Origin of the sequence: Labrys sp. 22185 (assembly GCF_052045555.1) — a bacterium.
Classification (GTDB): domain Bacteria; phylum Pseudomonadota; class Alphaproteobacteria; order Rhizobiales; family Labraceae; genus Labrys; species Labrys neptuniae.
In genome coordinates this window covers 102,033-119,593 of sequence record NZ_JBQEPH010000014.1, presented here as the reverse complement: position 1 = coordinate 119,593, position 17,561 = coordinate 102,033, and the positions used below count along the sequence as shown (strand labels likewise).

The window sequence follows — 17,561 nt, the reverse complement described above, 5'->3', positions numbered from 1 at the left end:
CCTTTCGAAATGGCCCGGCTTTGTCCGGGCCATTTTTTGTTATGGGAACGCGCAACCGTGAAACATGCGGACTATTGCTCAGTACCGAAATGTGATGGCGCATGTTTGTCATCGTCGATCGGCCTTGGATGTTTGATCCCAGGTTTTGATGGAGCATCCTTTCGCTCGAAACGAGACGGTCCGTCGAGCGATATGGACTGGTCAAGCGAGCTCAAGGGCACTGGCCAAGCGCTAGGGACCGACCAAAAGACCATCGCAAGTGGAAAAAGAGATCCTTGTCGCTGGCCTGCCAGCGGGTCCGAAGGCGTCTGAATTGACGGTATTGTCGGCCTTATCAAGTGCAGTACGGACATACTGCGTCGTCCGCGAAGCGGTGGCCATTTCGCGTCGCGATATAGGTCGTCGATATGTTCAGCTGGGGCGGGAAGGGGGCGATGAAAGGTGCAGCACTCCGGCACTGTTCGCCATAAGGCGCCTGCGTTTTCACCCGATCTGCGAAGCTTATTGCCTAGCCGGGACGATCACAACGCGCCCGAGAATGGAATTGCCTTCGGCATAGGCGTGGGCCTCAGGGGCGGCTGCAAGTGGAAACGTCCTGTCCACGATCACCTTGAGATCCCCCGTTGTTGCCAACTCCAGCATCCTGGAAACTGTGAGGTAGACATCCGGCTTTTCCAATTGCGTTCCCATGAAGACGCCGAAAAGCGATTGGTTCGCCTGTAGTGCTGACCACAGATCAATACTGAGTTGCGAACCGCCGGCGTTACCCACGAATATCAGACGCCCTTCGGGCCGGAGCGCCGCCAGGGAACCTTGCAGGGTGGCTCCCACCGGGTCCAGGACGAGATCCACGCCACGACCTTGTGTCAGACGCATGACCGTATCGACGACGTCGGCCGAGCGATGATCGATCGCATGATCGAGACCGAGCTCGACAAGGCGTTCGGCCCTCTCGAGCCCGGAGACCGTTGCAAGCACGGTCGCGCCTGCCAGATGGGCGAGCTGGATGGCGGCAAGCCCGACGCCGCCGGCGCCTGCCTGGACGAGGACAGTTTCGCCACGCTTCAAACCGCCCCGCGCGAAGAGGCAGTGATGAGCGGTCCCGAATGCGATAGGCAGGGCTGCGGCAGCGGCCACATCGAGTCCCTCCGGCACAGGCCAGGTCCGGCTGGCGACAACGGCACGCAGCTCCGCATGCGATCCGGCGAGGTCGAAGCTCGTCACCTTTTGGCCCACCTTGCGATTCTTCACGTCTTCCCCGATCGCGATAATTTCGCCGGCGGCGGCGTAGCCGACGACGAAGGCCGGGTGGGGTGGAGGCGTGGATGCGCGATTGATCAGGTCGCCGCCCTCGATAGCGGCGGCTTCGACGCGGATCAGGACGCCATCGTTTGGACAAACCGGATCGGGCACATCCGCATAGCGAAGGACGTCGGGCGGGCCGGGGTGGTCATAGATGGCTGCTTTCATGGTTCCCTCGCTGCTCCGCAGCCCGCTTGGCGGGTGGTTGGCGCATAAGCCGCATCGATCCATGCCTCCGCTCGCCGGAACGAGCATCCGGGCATAGCATTCATCGCTGACGTCACAAGGCTTCCCTGTGAGGTGGAGGTGGCGAGATTCCAGATACGGATCGCTCTGGATTCGAAGCGAAACTCGCCATCCCGGCTCCGGATCAGCCTTTGCTCGGCACAGGCGTTTTGAGCAGTTGCTGCTCCCAGAGGAAGGCAATGCCGCTGCCGGCAGCATGCTGTACCAGCACCTCCGAAAGCTCCGCGGCATGCTCTGTACGGGCCCAGTCGCGCTGCCATTCCGAAGCCACTGCCAGCCAGGTCATCATATTCGCACCGGCCATGATCATGCGCTGGATAGCGACCTCGTGGGCCTCGACCGAAGTGCCGCCGGACGCATCAGTGACAACCGTCACGTCCCAGCCTTCGCCGAGCGCCTGGATCGTCGGCATCGCAACGCAGATCTCGGTCCACAAGCCCGCGATGATCAACTGCTTGCGGCCGGTGGCCTTGACGGCGTCGACTACCTTCCGGTCTTCCCAGGTGTTGATGAACGTCCTGTCGATCACTTCCTGGCCGGGGAAGACGTCGGTGATCTGGGGGAAGATGACACCGCCCCGGTCTGCGATCACACTCGTTAGGATGGTAGGAACGCCAAAGGCCTTGGCTGCCTTGGCCAGAGCCGTCGAATTGTTGACCACCATGTGAGGATCGTGGCTGTTCAGGTTCGCGAGCTGGTACGGCTGATGGTCGATCAGAACGAGGACTGAATCTTCGGGCCGAAGAAGCGAGTCAAGGCCGTTACGAAAGGTCATTATTGCGTCCTTTGCTGCCGCTTTGTGCGGCATTGGTTTTGCGGGAGACACGCGCCGGCGGGCGATATTTGCCGGCCGCAATTTGCCGTTCCTCTTCGTGATGCGGTAGTGCCATAGTCCGCCACGCCGTGTCGCGAAATGAGGAACGCCGAGTTGGACATCGAAGATCTACGGACATTCGTCGCAGTGGCCGATGCAGGGGGCGTATCGGCGGCCGCGCGCCGGCTCGGCGTCTCCAAGTCGATCGTCAGCCGGCGTCTCTTCCGGATTGAAGCGGAGCTTGGCGTCCAGCTTCTTTCACGAACGACCCGCGGCGCGGCACTCACGGAAGCGGGAACCACGTTCAGAGACCATGCGGCCAGAGCCAGCGCTGAAATCGATACGGCCAGGGAGGCGATCCTCCCCACCGGTGAGTTGCGCGGCGGCCTGAGGGTTGCCATGCCGCTTACTTTCGGCGCCACCCATTTCGCTCCTGTGCTCGCGGAAATGGCGCGCCTGCACCCGAAGCTTCAGATCCATACTTCCTACAGCGATCGCTTCGTCGATCTCATCGCAGAGGGTTTCGATTGCGCGATCCGGGGCGCCTACCTTCAGGACTCCAACCTGGTCGCGAAGCGTGTCGGGCCGATCCATGGCAAGCTTGTCGCAAGCCCGGATTATATCGAGTTGCATGGATCACCCGAGACTCCGGGCGAGCTCGTCGCCCATCAGGCCCTCATGCAGGGAACTGAGGCCTGGCAGTTCATGGATGGCGACAAGATCGTCACGGTTCAGCCGCAAGGCAGGTTCAAGGCCGACAGCGCCATAGCACTTGCCGCCGCGGCAGCAGCAGGTCTCGGCATCGCCTGGCTCCCCGATTGCATCACATATGAATATGTGGCGTCCGGCGCTCTGGTTCCGATCATGACACGCTATCCGGTACCGCCGGGCGCCGCCTATGTCGTCCGCCCGCCGGGGCAGTATCCCACGCGGAAAGTACGGGTGCTCACGCAGATGCTGATCGAGTATTTCAAACGCAACCCCGATCTTTGGGGCCTTGACGGTTAGGTCTCGATGGTTCGGCCAACCGCTCCTATCGTACCATGTCGAGGGACGTCGCGGTTTCGGTCATTGTCGTGCGCCACGGCATGAGACCTGGCTGCGGATCCCTACTCAATAGAATCAGGATTTTACGAGCGCAGGTTCAAATCGGGGAGCCCCCTGCAACCGGTTGCAATTCGTGAAACCGACTCCGATCGCCGCCTCAACTTCATCAAAAGTGAGTCGGAAACCCTATTCACATCGTCCGGTACCTGCGGATAGCTTCTGACGAAATTGCACGACAATCCCAACCCACGTAGTCTGACAAGGTTGCGATGCGTCGTCTCACACATGGGGACATCTGTGGAATTGCGTCATTTGCGTTACTTTGTGGCAGTCGCCGAAGAGCTCAGCTTCACAGCAGCAGCCACGCGCCTAGGTGTCTCCCAACCGCCTCTGAGCACACAGATCCAGGACCTGGAATATGAACTGAAGACGCAACTCTTCGTCCGCAACAAGCGACGCGTGGAACTGACGGCGGCCGGCGTGGCTTTTCGCAACTATGCTGGGGCCATTCTCGCGCAGGTCGACGAGGCCGTGGAGAAAACCTATGCCATTGGCCGTGGCCAGGTCGGAGAGCTTGACCTTGCTACGACAGGTTCCGTGCTTCTCGGGCCTCTTGCGGGATTGATTGCTCGGTTCCAGGCGGGCATGCCCCATGTCCTCGTGCGTATCCAGGAAATGCCGCCGCTCGAGCAGGAGCTCGCGCTCCATGCCCGCAAGATCGATATCAGCTTTCTGCGCGGACCAACGGGCGATCCCGCCCTTGTGACGGAGCTTGCCTGGCCCGAAAAGGTTGGCCTTGCCTTGCCCCAATCGCATCCACTGGCGGGCAATGGCGAAATTGCACTTGCCGACTTGCGGGACGAAAAATTCGTGTTCCTGCGCCTGAAAGATTCCCGATTTGCGCGATATCTCAGGGATTGCTGTGTCGAAGCGGGCTTTGCTCCCAATATTTCCCAGCAAGTGGTCGAGTCCCATTCCTTGCTGAGCTTGGTCGCAGCGGGCCTTGGCATTGCGCTTGTGCCGGAGGCGGTACGGGAATTGGCGCGCCCGGGTATCATCTACAGGCGCCTCGTCGAGCCTGCGCCGGTTGCCGATGTCATGATGCTCTATCGTGACGACCGCAGTGCCGCTGTCGATCGCTTCCTGAACGAAACGCGCGACTATTTCCGGCAGTGACGACAGGCCATTACCCGGGTCGGTTCGGCTCCTTGTTCGGCCCTCCGTCCGGCGTGCAAGAGCGGCATCGGGATTCCAGATAACATGCCGATAAATATGTTCGGAGTATAATTCTATCCGAAGGATATATTGGACGTATAAATATTCTCTCGACATAACGCGCCTGCATCTCGGGAAATCAGGGAGGTCGCAGTGGACTCGATCGCTGGGACGGCGCAGCGCCTGTGGGAACTCGGCGGTCACGAAAACGGTGACGCGGGGCGGGGAACGCCTGCGCTCTTGAACGGCGGCTATGAGATCTCAGCTGGCCATGGTTGCGTGCAGGCGGTCCTCCGAGCCGTGTCGATCCTCAAATGCATCGCGCAGGATCCCCATGGCATGACGCTGCGCGAAATTGTTCGAGGCACGAATTTGGCGCCCTCGACCGCCCATCGTCTGCTGACGACGCTGCAAAGTGAGGGTTTCGTGCAGTTCAAGCCGGAAGCATCGCGCTGGCTGGTCGGTCATGGTGCTCATCTGGTCGGCGTCGCCTTTCTTGCGCAATGATGCTGGCCGCCTGCCTGACGTCGCGCGCTGATATGATCGAGGGTTGCGCGGAGCGATACTTCTGCATTCCACGATGTGAAAACACCCGGCCAATCATTGGCTTTTGTGCTCTAACTTGCTGGCAAGCAGTCGCTTCCTTGCACGATGGTGCTCCTGATGCGGTTCGCTCGCGCAAGTTCGGCAAGGCCATTCACAGGCCTTCTGCCCCGAACGGTTGAGGCGGGGCGGGTTTGATCGGGGGAATCCCGCGGGCCGAAGCAAGGGAGGCGGTGTCATGAAGCTGGACGTCATTGGACTGGGATCATGGGAGCGCCCATGGCGGGCCATCTGATCGAGGGCGGGCACGAGCTTCATCGGGGTACCGGCAGGAAGGTTCCCCAACGCCTGGTCGAGCTGGGCGCTGCTGGCTGTGAGCTGGCCGAGAAGGCCGGCATCGTTTTCATCGTGGCGTCGAGCCGGATCGCCGGTAAGATCGTTGCCGACATGAGTTCGATTTCATCGCTCGCAATCTCGGAAGATGGTCGACTGGTCACCGAGGCTTTCGTGTCGGCTTGCGTCCGGAAAGAAACGCAGCAGCCGCGCGAAAAAATCGACTCCGATGCCTACCGGAGCGGACAAATCCCGCTGCGATCAGATTGTTCGAACAGCCCTGCCTGCCTTCAGAGTTTCCCGAGTTTCCGACACTTCCCGCCTATCAGCTTATCCAGACAGTAGGGATCGCGCATGAGCGACGAGATTAAGGACACCAATCCGGCCGAAACCCGAGAGTGGCTCGAGTCGCTTGACGGCGTCATCGAGGTCGAGGGCCCGGACCGAGCCCATTTTCTGCTCGACCAGGTCATGGCAGGCGCCCGCCGACGTGGGACGCCGGTGCCCTATTCGGCCAACACGCCCTATCTCAACACCATCCCGGCCGACAAGCAGCCCGCCCATCCCGGTGACCGCGCCATCGAGCACCACATTCGCTCGATCATCCGCTGGAACGCGATGGCGATCGTGCTGCGCGCCAACAAGACCTCGTCCGAGCTCGGCGGCCATATCGCCAGCTTCCAGTCGTCGGCGCTGCTCTACGACACCGGCTACATGCATTTCTGGCACGCGCCGACCAAGGATCACGGCGGCGACCTCATCTATGTGCAGGGCCATGTCTCGCCCGGCATCTATGCCCGCTCCTTCGTGGAGGGGCGCCTCAGCGAGGAGCAGCTGCTTGCCTTCCGCCAGGAGGTCGACGGCAAGGGGCTGTCGTCCTATCCCCACCCCTGGCTGATGCCCGACTACTGGCAGTTCCCCACGGTCTCCATGGGGCTGGGGCCGCTGATGGCGATCTATCAGGCGCGCTTCCTGAAATATCTCCATAATCGCGGCTTTGCCGACACCGCTCCGCGCAAGGTCTGGGCCTTCCTCGGCGACGGCGAGATGGACGAGCCGGAATCGACCGGCGCCATCTCCCTCGCCGCGCGCGAAAAACTCGACAACCTCATCTTCGTCATCAACTGCAACCTGCAGCGCCTCGACGGGCCGGTGCGCGGCAACGGCAAGGTGATCCAGGAGCTGGAAGCCCAGTTCAAGGGCGCCGGCTGGAACGTGATCAAGGTGATCTGGGGCTCGGGCTGGGACGATCTTCTCGCCCGGGATAGCAGCGGCGCGCTGCTCAAGATCATGAGCGAGACGGTCGACGGCGAATATCAGGACTACAAGTCCAAGAACGGCGCCTATGTCCGCGAGCATTTCTTCGGCAAGTCGCCGGAAACCGCCGCCATGGTCAAGGACTGGACGGACGACCAGATCTGGGCGCTGGTGCGCGGCGGCCACGACCCCCTCAAGGTCTATGCCGCCTACAAGGCCGCCAGCGAGCACAAGGGCCAGCCGACGCTGATCCTGGCCAAGACCGTCAAGGGCTATGGCATGGGCGAGGCGGGTGAAGGCCAGAACATCACCCATCAGCAAAAGAAGATGGGCGAGCATTCCCTCAAGGAGTTCCGCGACCGTTTCGGCCTCACCGAGATCACCGACGAGAAGCTCGCCGAGATCCCCTTCATCCGCTTCGAGGAGGGCAGCAAGGAGCTTGCCTATCTCAGCCAGCGCCGCGCCGCGCTCGGCGGTTTGCTGCCCTCGCGCCGGGCAAAATCGACGGCGCTGGAAGTGCCGCCGCTCTCGGCCTTCGATGCACAGCTCAAATCCACCGAAGGCCGCGAGATCTCGACCACCATGGCCTTCGTGCGCGTGCTCAACACGCTGCTGCGCGACAAGCAGATTGGCAAGCGCGTCGTGCCGATCGTGCCCGACGAGAGCCGCACCTTCGGCATGGAGGGCATGTTCCGGCAATTCGGCATCTTCAGCCAGGTCGGCCAGCTCTACCGGCCCGAGGATGCCAATCAGCTGATGTTCTACAAGGAGGACAAATCGGGCCAGCTCCTGCAGGAGGGCATCAACGAGGCCGGTGCGATGTCGTCATGGATCGCGGCCGCGACGTCCTATTCGACCTCGGACGCGCCGATGATCCCCTTCTACATCTATTATTCGATGTTCGGCTTCCAGCGCATCGGGGACTTGGCCTGGGCGGCCGGCGACATGCGGGCCCGCGGCTTCCTGGTGGGCGGCACCGCCGGGCGCACCACGCTGAACGGCGAAGGCCTGCAGCATGAGGACGGCCATTCGCACCTGATCTCAGGCACGATCCCCAACTGCCTCTCCTATGATCCGACCTTCGCCTATGAGGTCGCCGTCATCGTCCAGGACGGCTTGCGGCGCATGTATGCCGAGCAGGAAGACGTCTTCTACTACCTCACCGTGATGAACGAGAACTACGAGCATCCGGCCATGCCTGCCGGCGCCGAGGAGGGCATCGTCAAGGGGATGTACCTGTTCAGGCAGGCTCAGAAGCAGACGACCCTGCGCGTCCAGCTCCTGGGCTCGGGCACGATCCTGCGGGAAGTCATCGCTGCGGCCGAGCTGCTTGCCACCGATTTCGGCGTCGAAGCCGACATCTGGAGCTGCCCGAGCTTCACCGAGCTGCGCCGCGAGGCCGTCGCGGTCGAGCGCTGGAACCTGCTCAATCCCGAGGCGGCGCCGAGGAAGAGCTATGTCGAAACCTGTCTGGGGGGCCGGCAGGGACCGGTAATCGCCGCCACCGACTATATGCGCCTGTACGCCGACCAGATCCGGACCTGGGTGCCCGGCCGCTACCGCGTCCTGGGCACGGACGGCTTCGGCCGCTCGGATTATCGCCGCCGCCTGCGGCATTTCTTCGAGGTCGACCGGCACTGGGTCGCAGTCGCCGCGCTCAAGAGCCTGGCCGAGGAGGGGGCGGTGAAGCCTGCGCTCGTCGCCGAGGCCATCCGCAAATACGGGCTCGATCCGTCCAAGGCCAATCCCGCCACCGTCTGAACCGGTCGCGCCCCGGGACCTGGCAGCCGCACAGGTGGCCGTCAGGTCCCGGCGCACCGCACACCATTTTGCCGATCCATCACGCGCCATCAGCCCAAACGGGCCAACCGTCTTCAGGAGGAACTCCCGTGCCCACCGAGATCAAAGTTCCAGATATCGGCGACTTCAAGGACGTCCCTGTCATCGAAATCCTCGTCAATGTGGGCGACAAGGTGAATGTCGACGACCCGCTGGTGTCGCTCGAATCCGATAAGGCGACCATGGAGGTCCCCTCGACCGCAGCCGGCATCGTCGAGCAGATCCTGGTCAAGCTCGGCGACAAGGTCAGCGAGGGCGCGCCTCTGGTCGTGGTCCAGGCCGGGGAAGGCGGCATGGCCCAGCCGCCGTCCCTCGTCGAACAGCAGGAGCCGGCCCCCGCCGCTGCGCCTGCGCCCGCAGCGGCGGCTCCGGCGTCCGCTCCCGCACCGACCCGCGGCGCCATCGCCGATTTCTCCGGCGTGCATGCCAGCCCGTCGGTGCGCCGCCTGGCGCGCGAGCTCTCGGTGGACCTCAACCAGCTCAAGGGCACCGGCGAGAAAGGGCGCATCACCCTCGAGGATGTGCGCGCCTTCCTCAAGGGACCGGCTCCGGCCGCTTCGGCACCGGCTGCGGCGGGTGCGGGCATTCCCGAAATTCCCGCCGTCGATTTCTCCAAGTTCGGCCCGATCGAGACCAAGCCGCTCTCGCGCATCAAGCGGCTCTCCGGCCCCCATCTGCACCGGGCCTGGCTCAACGTGCCTCACGTCACCCACAATGACGAGGCTGACATCACCGACATCGAGGCCTACCGCAAGGAGCTGGATGCCGCAGCCAAGGAGAAGGGCTTCCGCGTCACCCTGCTCGCCTTCCTGATCAAGGCCTCGGTTTCGGCCCTGCGTGCCTTCCCGGAATTCAACGCCTCGCTCTCGCCGGAAAAGGACGCCCTGATCTACAAGAAGTTCTACAATATCGGCATCGCCGTCGACACGCCCGACGGCCTCGTCGTTCCAGTGATCAAGGATGCCGACCGCAAGGGCATCCACGAGATCAGCAGGGAGATGGGCGACATCTCCAAGAAGGCGCGCGACGGCAAGCTCGGTCCCGCCGACATGAGCGGCGGCACCTTCTCGATCTCCTCGCTGGGCGGGATCGGCGGCACCGCCTTCACCCCGATCGTGAATGCGCCCGAGGTGGCCATCCTGGGCGTGGTGCGCTCGAAGATGGCGCCGGTCTGGGATGGCACCGAGTTCAAGCCGCGCCTGATGCTGCCGGTTTCCCTTTCCTATGATCACCGGGTGATCGACGGGGCGCTCGCGGCCCGCTTCGCCCGGCATTTGTGCACCTCGCTCGAGGATGTTCGGCGGCTGATCCTCTGACCGGCCGGATTTCGCAACACTCGGGAGAGACACAATGAGCAATGGAAACCAAGTCCGCGTCCCCGATATCGGCGACTTCAAGGGCGTGCCCGTTATCGAGATCCATGTGAAGCCGGGCGACCAGGTCCAGGCCGACGATCCCCTGGTCTCGCTGGAATCCGACAAGGCGACGATGGAAGTGCCCGCGCCGGCGGCGGGCACGATCGCCGAGGTCACGGTCAAGATCGGCGACAAGGTCAGCGAAGGCGACGTCATCGTGACGATGGCCGGCGCGGCGGCAGCTGCTGCCCCGGCGGCGGCTCCCAGCGAGGCGCCTAAGGCGGCAGCGCCCGCACCCGCTTCCCAACCCGCCAGCGGCGGCAAGGGCGACATCCATGGCGAAGTCGTGGTGCTGGGCGGTGGTCCCGGCGGCTACACGGCCGCATTCCGGGCCGCTGACCTCGGCAAGCAGGTGGTGCTGATCGAGCGCTGGCCGCAGCTCGGCGGCGTCTGCCTGAATGTCGGCTGCATTCCCTCCAAGGCGCTGCTCCATGCCGCAAAGGTGATTTCCGAAAGCCAGGACATGGGGGCCCACGGTATTACCTTCGCGGCGCCCGAGGTCGACATCGACAAGCTGCGCGGCTGGAAGGACAGCGTGATCAGGAAGCTGACGGGCGGCCTCGGCGGCCTCGCCAAGCAGCGCAAGGTCACCGTCGTCACCGGCACCGGCCGCTTCACCGCGCCCGACCGTATCGAGGTGCAGGGCGAGGACGGTACCAAGTCGGTCAGCTTCGAGCATGCCATCATCGCAGCCGGTTCGGAGCCGGTGGTGCTGCCCTTCATCCCGCAGGACGATCCGCGGGTGATCGATTCCACCGGTGCCCTGGCGCTTGATAACGTTCCCAAGCGCCTGCTCGTCGTCGGCGGCGGCATCATCGGGCTCGAAATGGCCACGGTCTACCAGGCATTGGGATCCAAGGTCACTATCGTCGAACTGATGGACCAGATCATCCCCGGCGCCGACAAGGACATCGTCACGCCGCTGATGAAGCGCGTCTCCAAGCAATTCGAGGCGATCCATCTCAAGGCCAAGGTCACCAAGGTCGAGGCCGGGCCGGACGGGCTGACCGTCTCGTTCGAGGGCGGCAGCGCCCCGGCGACCGATCGCTTCGACAAGATCCTGGTCGCGGTCGGCCGCCGCCCCAACGGGCGCCTGATCGGAGCGGAAAATGCCGGCGTCGCCGTCGACGAACGCGGTTTCATTGCCGTCGACAAGCAGATGCGCACCAACGTCCCGCACATCTTCGCCATCGGCGATGTGGTCGGCCAGCCGATGCTCGCCCACAAGGCCGTGCATGAAGGCAAGGTCGCGGCCGAGAACGCGGCGGGACACAAGGCCTTCTTCGACGCCAAGGTGATCCCCTCGGTGGCCTATACCGACCCCGAGGTCGCCTGGGTCGGCCTGACCGAGAACGAGGCCAAGGCGCGCGGCGTCAAATATGGCAAGGGCGTCTTCCCCTGGGCCGCCTCTGGCCGCGCCCTCTCGCTTGGGCGGGACGAGGGCATGACCAAGGTGCTGTTCGAGGAGGGCTCGGAGCGCATCATCGGCTGCGGCATCGTCGGCACCAATGCGGGCGACCTCATTGCCGAGGCGGCGCTCGCCATCGAGATGGGTGCGGATGCGGTCGATATCGGCGCGACGATCCATCCCCATCCAACCCTGTCGGAAACGATCGGGATGGCCGCCGAGGCCTTCGAAGGCACGATTACCGATCTCTACATGCCTAGGAAGCGTTGAGAGCATCGCCGTTGAAGCATAGCCGGGCGTCCTGACCTTGTCCTGACGGCCCGGCCCCCGCGCAACAGCCTGCCTGCAAGGCGCCCGCTTGGGCGTCGATGGTGGAGTGCGCCCTGAAGACAAGGGCGGGAGCGAGCCGGAAGGCCCTTCCCGCCGAACACATCGAGTTCAATCAATCGGAGGACGTCGTGGACGAGCAACTGGTCAAAGCTGCCCTGGATTACCATCGCTATCCCATTGCTGGAAAAATCACCGTCCTGCCGACCAAGGACATGACGACACAGCGCGATCTCGCTTTGGCTTATTCGCCCGGCGTCGCCGCCGCGTGCCTCGCCATCAAGGACAATCCGCAGGAAGCCTCCAGCCTGACGGCGCGCGCCAATCTGGTGGCCGTCATCTCCAACGGCACGGCCGTGCTCGGCCTCGGCAACATAGGAGCGCTCGCCGGCAAGCCGGTGATGGAGGGCAAGGGCTGCCTGTTCAAGAAGTTCGCCGGTATCGACGTGTTCGACATCGAGATCGACGAAACCGATCCCGACAAGCTGGTCGACATCATTGCCAGCCTCGAACCGACCTTCGGCGGCATCAATCTGGAGGATATCAAGGCGCCCGAATGCTTCATCGTCGAGACGAAGCTGCGCGAGCGCATGGGGATTCCGGTCTTCCATGACGACCAGCATGGCACGGCCATCGTCGCGGCGGCCGCGATCCTCAACGGCCTGGAAGTGGTCGGCAAGAAGATCGAGGAGGCCAGGCTGGTCTGTTCGGGCGCCGGGGCTGCGGCTCTCGCCTGCCTCGATCTGCTCGTCCATCTCGGGCTGCGTAAGGAAAACGTCTTCGTCACCGACAGCAAGGGCGTCGTCTACAAGGGACGCACCGCCTCGATGGATGAGAGCAAGGCCCGCTATGCCCGCGAGACGCAGGCACGCACCCTCGCCGACATCGTGGCAGGCGCCGACATCTTCCTCGGTCTCTCGATGGCCGGCGTCCTCAAGCCGGAAATGGTGGCGGGCATGGCCGAACGGCCGCTCATCCTGGCACTTGCCAATCCCGAGCCCGAAATCCGGCCCGAACTGGCCCGGCAGGTGAGGCCGGACGCCATCGTGGCGACCGGACGGTCGGACTACCCCAACCAGGTCAACAACGTCCTGTGCTTCCCCTTCATTTTCCGGGGCGCGCTGGATGTGGGCGCAAGCACCATCAACGAGGCGATGAAGCTGGCGGCCGTCCGCGCCATCGCCGAACTCGCGCGGGTCGAGCAGTCCGATGTCGTGGCCGCTGCCTATGGCACCCATGATCTCAGCTTCGGTCCGGACTATCTCATTCCCAAGCCGTTCGATCCGCGGCTGATCGTCAAGGTGGCCTCGGCGGTGGCCGAGGCCGCCGTCGCCAGCGGCGTCGCGGCCAGGCCGATCGAGGATTTCGACGCCTATCGGCGTTCCCTCGAGCGTTTCGTCTATACCTCAGGCACGGTGATGCAGCCGGTGTTCGCGGCGGCGGTCGAGGCCGGTGCCAAACGCATCGCCTATGCCGAGGGCGAGGACGATCGGGTGCTGCGCGCAGCCCAGATCGCCCTCGACGAGCGTATCGCCTCGCCCGTCCTGATCGGGCGACCCGATGTCATTGCCCGCCGCGTGCGGGAACTGGGCCTGCGCATCCGGCCCGGCAAGGATGTCGAGGTCGTCGAGGTCGGCGACGATGCAGCCATGGGCGGCACCTCGACGGCAGCGCGGCTGCTGGCCGCAGGCGAGGTCGAGGGCATGCTGTGCGGCATGGCCGGCGCCTATGCCGATCACCTTGGCCCGATCGGCAGGATCGTCGGCCTGCGGGCGGATGCGCATGCCTTCGCCGCCATGGGCCTGCTGCAACTGCCGCGCCACACGGTGTTCGTCTGCGACCCCTTCATTCATCGCGATCCCTCGGCGGACGAAATCGCCGAGATGACGGTGCTCGCGGCTATGGAACTGCGCCGTTTCGGCCAGGTGCCTCGCGCGGCCTTGTTGTCCCATGCCGATGACGACGGCAGCGACGATCCATCGGTGCGCAAGATGCGCGCTGCGCTCGCGCGCATTCTGGAACTCGCGCCGGAGCTGGAGGTGGAGGGCGGATTGCAAGCCGATACGGCTCTCAGCCGTGCCGCCCTGGCCAGGGTCCGGCCCGGCACGAGGCTGACGGACGCTGCCAACCTCCTGGTCATGCCGAACCGGGATGCGGCCAACATCACCTTTAACGCCTTGAAGGTGATTGCGGGGCAGGGCGTCTCGGTCGGCCCCATCCTGCTGGGCGCGGCCAAGCCCGCCCATATCCTCACGCCGGCGACGACGGTGCGCGGCATCGTGAACATGACCACGCTGGCGGCGGCGGCAGGGTAGGGCGCCGCACGGTCATCGCAGTCGTTCACTCTCTTGATTTTTCAGAGTTTGTGCTGCCCCTCGCCCCGCTCCTTGCGGGGAGAGGGGCAAGGGTAAGGGACGACGCACCCCTTCAAAAACGAAGCCTCCCGTCGCGGGTAGCGGCGGGAGGCCTGGAATTCAGCCGATCCACGAAAGACCAATCAGGGCAGGCGGATCTCGTAAGGCTCGGGGAAGTGGAATTCCTCGAGATTGTTGCCGTCCCCCGCCCGGTCGACGACGAGGAAATCCTGCGACTCGCCGAGCGGCGTCAGCACGCCATGCCAGAGATTGGCCGGATAGTTCACGCCCTGGCCCGGGCTGGTCAAGAAGACGCGGGGCGTTCCCGGTCGGCCGCCCTCATCCGGCGCGACCACCACCAGGAAGGGGCGCGGTGACAGGGGGAAGAAGGCCTGGCTGCCGAAAGGATGACGTTCCACCATCGTAAGCTTCAAGGGCAGGGCATAGGGCGTGCCCTTGAAGATGTTGATGATGACATGGCCGCCCGGCCCCTTGGCTTCGGCCCGGGCGAGGGCGTGGTAACGCTCGCAGCGCCCGCCATTGATCGGATAATGAGCGGCACCGTCGGTCTCGATCACCTCGCCGAAAGGCGCGAAGGCCTCGCGCGTGAGGGGCTCGACGAGAAGGATGCTCATCGCCGCAATTCCCCGCCGAGCTTCATGTGGCGGTTGACGTCCTTGTAGAGCAAATAACGGAAATTGCTGGGGCCGCCTGCATAGCAGGCCTGCGGGCAGAAGGCGCGCAGCCACATGAAATCGCCGGCCTCGACCTCGACCCAGTCCTGGTTGAGCCGATAGACTGCCTTGCCTTCCAGGACATAGAGCCCGTGCTCCATGACGTGGGTCTCGGCGAACGGAATGACCGCGCCCGGCGCCAGCGTCACGATGGTCACATGCATGTCATGGCGCATGTCCTCGGGATCGACGAAGCGCGTGGTCGCCCAGCGGCCCTCGGTATCCGGCATCGGGCTGGGCGCAATGTCGCGCTCATTGGCAAAGATCGGCTCGGGCTTTGCTATGCCGGCTACGTGCTCGTAGCTCTTGCGGACCCAATGGAAGCGGACGAGCTTGTCGCTCTGGTTGCGCACGCGCCAATCGCTGCCGCAGGGAATATAGGCGTAGCCGCCCGGCGTCATCGTATGGGCCTTGCCGTCGAGCGTGACCGTCAGCTCGCCCTCGACGACGAACAGCACGCCCTGTGCGCCCTCGTCCAGTTCCGGCTTGTCGCTGCCGCCACCCGGGGCGACTTCCACGATGTATTGGGAAAAGGTTTCGGAGAAGCCGGAGAGCGGGCGAGCGATCACCCAGCAACGAGTCTTGTCCCAAAGCGGCAGATAGCTCGTCACGATGTCGCTATAGACACCTTTGGGGATGACGGCATAGGCCTCCGTGAATACGGCACGGCCTGTCAGGAGTTGAGTTTGAGGAGGCAGCCCGCCAGTCGGGGAAAAATACGATCGGACTGTCATTATTCTATCCTTAGACCCGTTAGTTGATATTTCTTATACTTCAGAATTTGCGTTACTTGGGAACGATATCTGCCGATGATGCTTTGAACTACGTTCGAAGCATCTTGATCGCGGACGCGTAAACAAGCGCATACCAATGGTTCGTAATCCGAATATCGGGCAAATGCGAGTCGTCCGTTGCAAAATCCCGACGAATTTCACGATATGGAATCTGCAAGATCATGCGAAGTCGAACCCTTTCCCAATGAAGCATTCTGAGTAACCATAATAGAAATCAACAGGCTCGACCCACAGCATCGAGCGTATTCCGGTGTTGGGAGGCTGGGTCGTCGCAGCCGATCGTCTGTCTGCCGGCATATGGGCGTCCATGAAGAGACGCGACACACCGGCATCTCTTGCCCACGCAGGGCCGGCACTGGACAGCCGGCTCTGCGGGCCCCGGTCCTGACCCGCCTCGGGTCGGTGACGGACCGATAAACAAGAACGCGTGAAGGAGGAAACCGGCTTGAGTTCCACATCGATCGGCACGGCTGCCCCAGCTTTGCAGCGCCCTGAAGACGAGAATCTGGGCATCGGCGCCAACCTGGCCTATGGCCTGCAGCACGTCCTGACCATGTATGGCGGCATCGTTGCCGTGCCGCTGATCGTCGGCCAGGCGGCCGGCCTGGCGCCCGAGGAGGTCGGCATGCTGATCACCGCCTCGCTGTTCGCGGGCGGCCTTGCCACCATCCTGCAGACCCTGGGCCTGCCCCTGTTCGGCTGCCGCCTGCCTTTGGTGCAGGGCGTCTCCTTTGCCGGCGTCGCCACCATGGTGGCCATCGTCGTCAGCCCCACCGGCGGCGGCCTGCCGGCCGTGCTCGGCGCGGTCATGGCCGCCTCCCTGCTCGGGCTTCTGATCACCCCGGTCTTCTCCAAGATCACCCAGTTCTTCCCGCCCCTGGTCACCGGCATCGTCATCACCACCATCGGCCTCACCCTGATGCCGGTGGCGGCACGCTGGGCCATGGGCGGCAATCCCAAGGCCCCCGATTTCGGCAGCATGCCCAATATCGCGCTCGCCGGTGCCACGCTCGGCATCGTGCTGCTCCTGAGCAAGCTCGGCAACGCTGCGATCTCCCGCCTGTCGATCCTGCTCGCCATGGTGATCGGCACCGCCATCGCCATGGCCTTCGGCATGACCGATTTCTCCAAGGTCGCCAGCGGCCCCACCGCGGCCCTGCCCAGCCTGTTCCATTTCGGCTGGCCGACCTTCCAGATCGCCGCCGTCGTCTCGATGTTCATCGTCATCATCGTCACCCTGGTGGAAACCTCGGCCGACATCCTGGCCGTCGGCGAGATCATCGGCACCAAGGTCGACTCGCGCCGCCTCGGCGACGGCCTGCGCGCCGACATGCTCTCCTCGACCCTGGCGCCGATCTTCGGCTCCTTCACCCAGAGCGCCTTTGCCCAGAATGTCGGCCTGATCGCCGTCACCGGCATCAAGAGCCGCTTCGTGGTCGCAACCGCCGGCCTCATCCTGGTGACGCTCGGCCTGCTGCCGGTGATGGGGCGGGTGATCGCCGCCGTGCCGCCCGCGGTGCTGGGCGGGGCCGGCATCGTGCTGTTCGGCACCGTGGCGGCCAGCGGCATCCGCTCGCTCTCCAAGGTCGACTACACCAACAACATGAACCTCATCATCGTGGCGACCTCGATCGGCTTCGGCATGATCCCGATCGCCGCACCCCAGTTCTACGAGCACTTCCCGTCCTGGTTCGTCACCATCTTCCATTCCGGCATCAGCTCGGCCGCGCTGATGGCGATCACGCTGAACCTGGTGTTCAACCATTTCAGGGCCGGCAATTCCGACCAGCAATCGGTGTTCGTCGCCGGCATGGAGCGCACTCTGCGCTACCAGGACATCTCGATGCTGCATGAGGGCGACTATTTCCTCAACGGCAAGCTCTATGATGCAAATGGCAGCGAGGTGAAGGTCGAGGAACAGGGCCACCATTGA

Annotated in this window: 13 protein-coding genes; 9 read left to right on the top strand and 4 right to left on the bottom strand. The window is 63.8% G+C overall.

Annotated elements, in window-relative coordinates; genetic code table 11:
• Positions 1-501: 501 nt before the first annotated feature.
• Positions 502-1,470, bottom strand: coding sequence for a quinone oxidoreductase family protein (locus ACTJKX_RS24120; protein ID WP_440726773.1), 969 nt, complete (start codon positions 1,468-1,470; stop codon positions 502-504).
• A gap of 202 nt (positions 1,471-1,672) precedes the next feature.
• Positions 1,673-2,323, bottom strand: a complete 651-nt coding sequence (locus ACTJKX_RS24115) for a hydrolase (protein ID WP_394314959.1) — start codon at positions 2,321-2,323, stop codon at positions 1,673-1,675.
• A 153-nt stretch (positions 2,324-2,476) separates the two neighbouring features.
• Between ACTJKX_RS24115 and ACTJKX_RS24110 the strand changes: the two genes are divergently transcribed.
• The 8 genes from ACTJKX_RS24110 (at position 2,477) to ACTJKX_RS24075 (ending at position 14,061) form a co-directional block, all read left to right on the top strand.
• Entirely contained in the window at positions 2,477-3,370 is an 894-nt protein-coding gene (locus ACTJKX_RS24110; protein WP_394314960.1) for a LysR family transcriptional regulator, read from the top strand.
• 336 nt (positions 3,371-3,706) lie between these two features.
• On the top strand, positions 3,707-4,585 hold the full coding sequence (locus ACTJKX_RS24105) for a LysR family transcriptional regulator (protein WP_440726803.1): 879 nt from the start codon (positions 3,707-3,709) through the stop codon (positions 4,583-4,585).
• Between the two features lie 192 nt (positions 4,586-4,777).
• Complete coding sequence (locus tag ACTJKX_RS24100) at positions 4,778-5,131, top strand: helix-turn-helix domain-containing protein (protein ID WP_415085404.1); 354 nt, start codon at positions 4,778-4,780, stop codon at positions 5,129-5,131.
• Between the two features lie 315 nt (positions 5,132-5,446).
• On the top strand, positions 5,447-5,845 hold the full coding sequence (locus ACTJKX_RS24095; RefSeq protein ID WP_311940290.1) for a hypothetical protein: 399 nt from the start codon (positions 5,447-5,449) through the stop codon (positions 5,843-5,845).
• A gap of 9 nt (positions 5,846-5,854) precedes the next feature.
• Positions 5,855-8,518, top strand: a complete 2,664-nt coding sequence (gene aceE, locus ACTJKX_RS24090; protein ID WP_440726772.1) for a pyruvate dehydrogenase (acetyl-transferring), homodimeric type — start codon at positions 5,855-5,857, stop codon at positions 8,516-8,518.
• A gap of 128 nt (positions 8,519-8,646) precedes the next feature.
• Positions 8,647-9,912: a dihydrolipoyllysine-residue acetyltransferase gene (aceF, locus tag ACTJKX_RS24085; protein ID WP_440726771.1), complete on the top strand. Its 1,266-nt coding sequence runs from the start codon at positions 8,647-8,649 to the stop codon at positions 9,910-9,912.
• 34 nt (positions 9,913-9,946) lie between these two features.
• Entirely contained in the window at positions 9,947-11,689 is a 1,743-nt protein-coding gene (gene lpdA / locus ACTJKX_RS24080; RefSeq protein WP_440726770.1) for a dihydrolipoyl dehydrogenase, read from the top strand.
• 113 nt (positions 11,690-11,802) lie between these two features.
• Positions 11,803-14,061, top strand: coding sequence for an NADP-dependent malic enzyme (locus ACTJKX_RS24075; protein ID WP_440726802.1), 2,259 nt, complete (start codon positions 11,803-11,805; stop codon positions 14,059-14,061).
• Between the two features lie 182 nt (positions 14,062-14,243).
• On the opposite strand, the gene ACTJKX_RS24070 is transcribed toward ACTJKX_RS24075, so the two are convergent.
• Together ACTJKX_RS24070 and ACTJKX_RS24065 are read right to left on the bottom strand one after the other, a co-directional pair.
• Entirely contained in the window at positions 14,244-14,735 is a 492-nt protein-coding gene (locus ACTJKX_RS24070; protein ID WP_440726769.1) for an ureidoglycolate lyase, read from the bottom strand.
• The gene (locus ACTJKX_RS24065; RefSeq protein ID WP_367626327.1) at positions 14,732-15,568 is read right to left on the bottom strand and encodes a bifunctional allantoicase/(S)-ureidoglycine aminohydrolase; all 837 of its coding nucleotides are present in this window, start codon (positions 15,566-15,568) and stop codon (positions 14,732-14,734) included. The genes ACTJKX_RS24070 and ACTJKX_RS24065 overlap by 4 nt, the downstream gene beginning before the upstream one ends.
• A 505-nt stretch (positions 15,569-16,073) precedes the next feature.
• Here ACTJKX_RS24065 and ACTJKX_RS24060 point away from each other — a divergent pair.
• A complete protein-coding gene (locus ACTJKX_RS24060; RefSeq protein ID WP_440725151.1) occupies positions 16,074-17,561 on the top strand; it encodes a nucleobase:cation symporter-2 family protein in 1,488 nt (495 codons plus the stop codon).

Coding starts and splice junctions, on each gene's coding strand:
- ACTJKX_RS24120 (WP_440726773.1), bottom strand. CDS start 1,470: ATGAAAGCAGCCATCTATGACCACCCCGGCCCGCCCGACGTCCTTCGC.
- ACTJKX_RS24115 (WP_394314959.1), bottom strand. CDS start 2,323: ATGACCTTTCGTAACGGCCTTGACTCGCTTCTTCGGCCCGAAGATTCA.
- ACTJKX_RS24095 (WP_311940290.1), top strand. CDS start 5,447: ATGGCGGGCCATCTGATCGAGGGCGGGCACGAGCTTCATCGGGGTACC.
- aceE (WP_440726772.1), top strand. CDS start 5,855: ATGAGCGACGAGATTAAGGACACCAATCCGGCCGAAACCCGAGAGTGG.
- lpdA (WP_440726770.1), top strand. CDS start 9,947: ATGAGCAATGGAAACCAAGTCCGCGTCCCCGATATCGGCGACTTCAAG.
- ACTJKX_RS24070 (WP_440726769.1), bottom strand. CDS start 14,735: ATGAGCATCCTTCTCGTCGAGCCCCTCACGCGCGAGGCCTTCGCGCCT.
- ACTJKX_RS24065 (WP_367626327.1), bottom strand. CDS start 15,568: ATGACAGTCCGATCGTATTTTTCCCCGACTGGCGGGCTGCCTCCTCAA.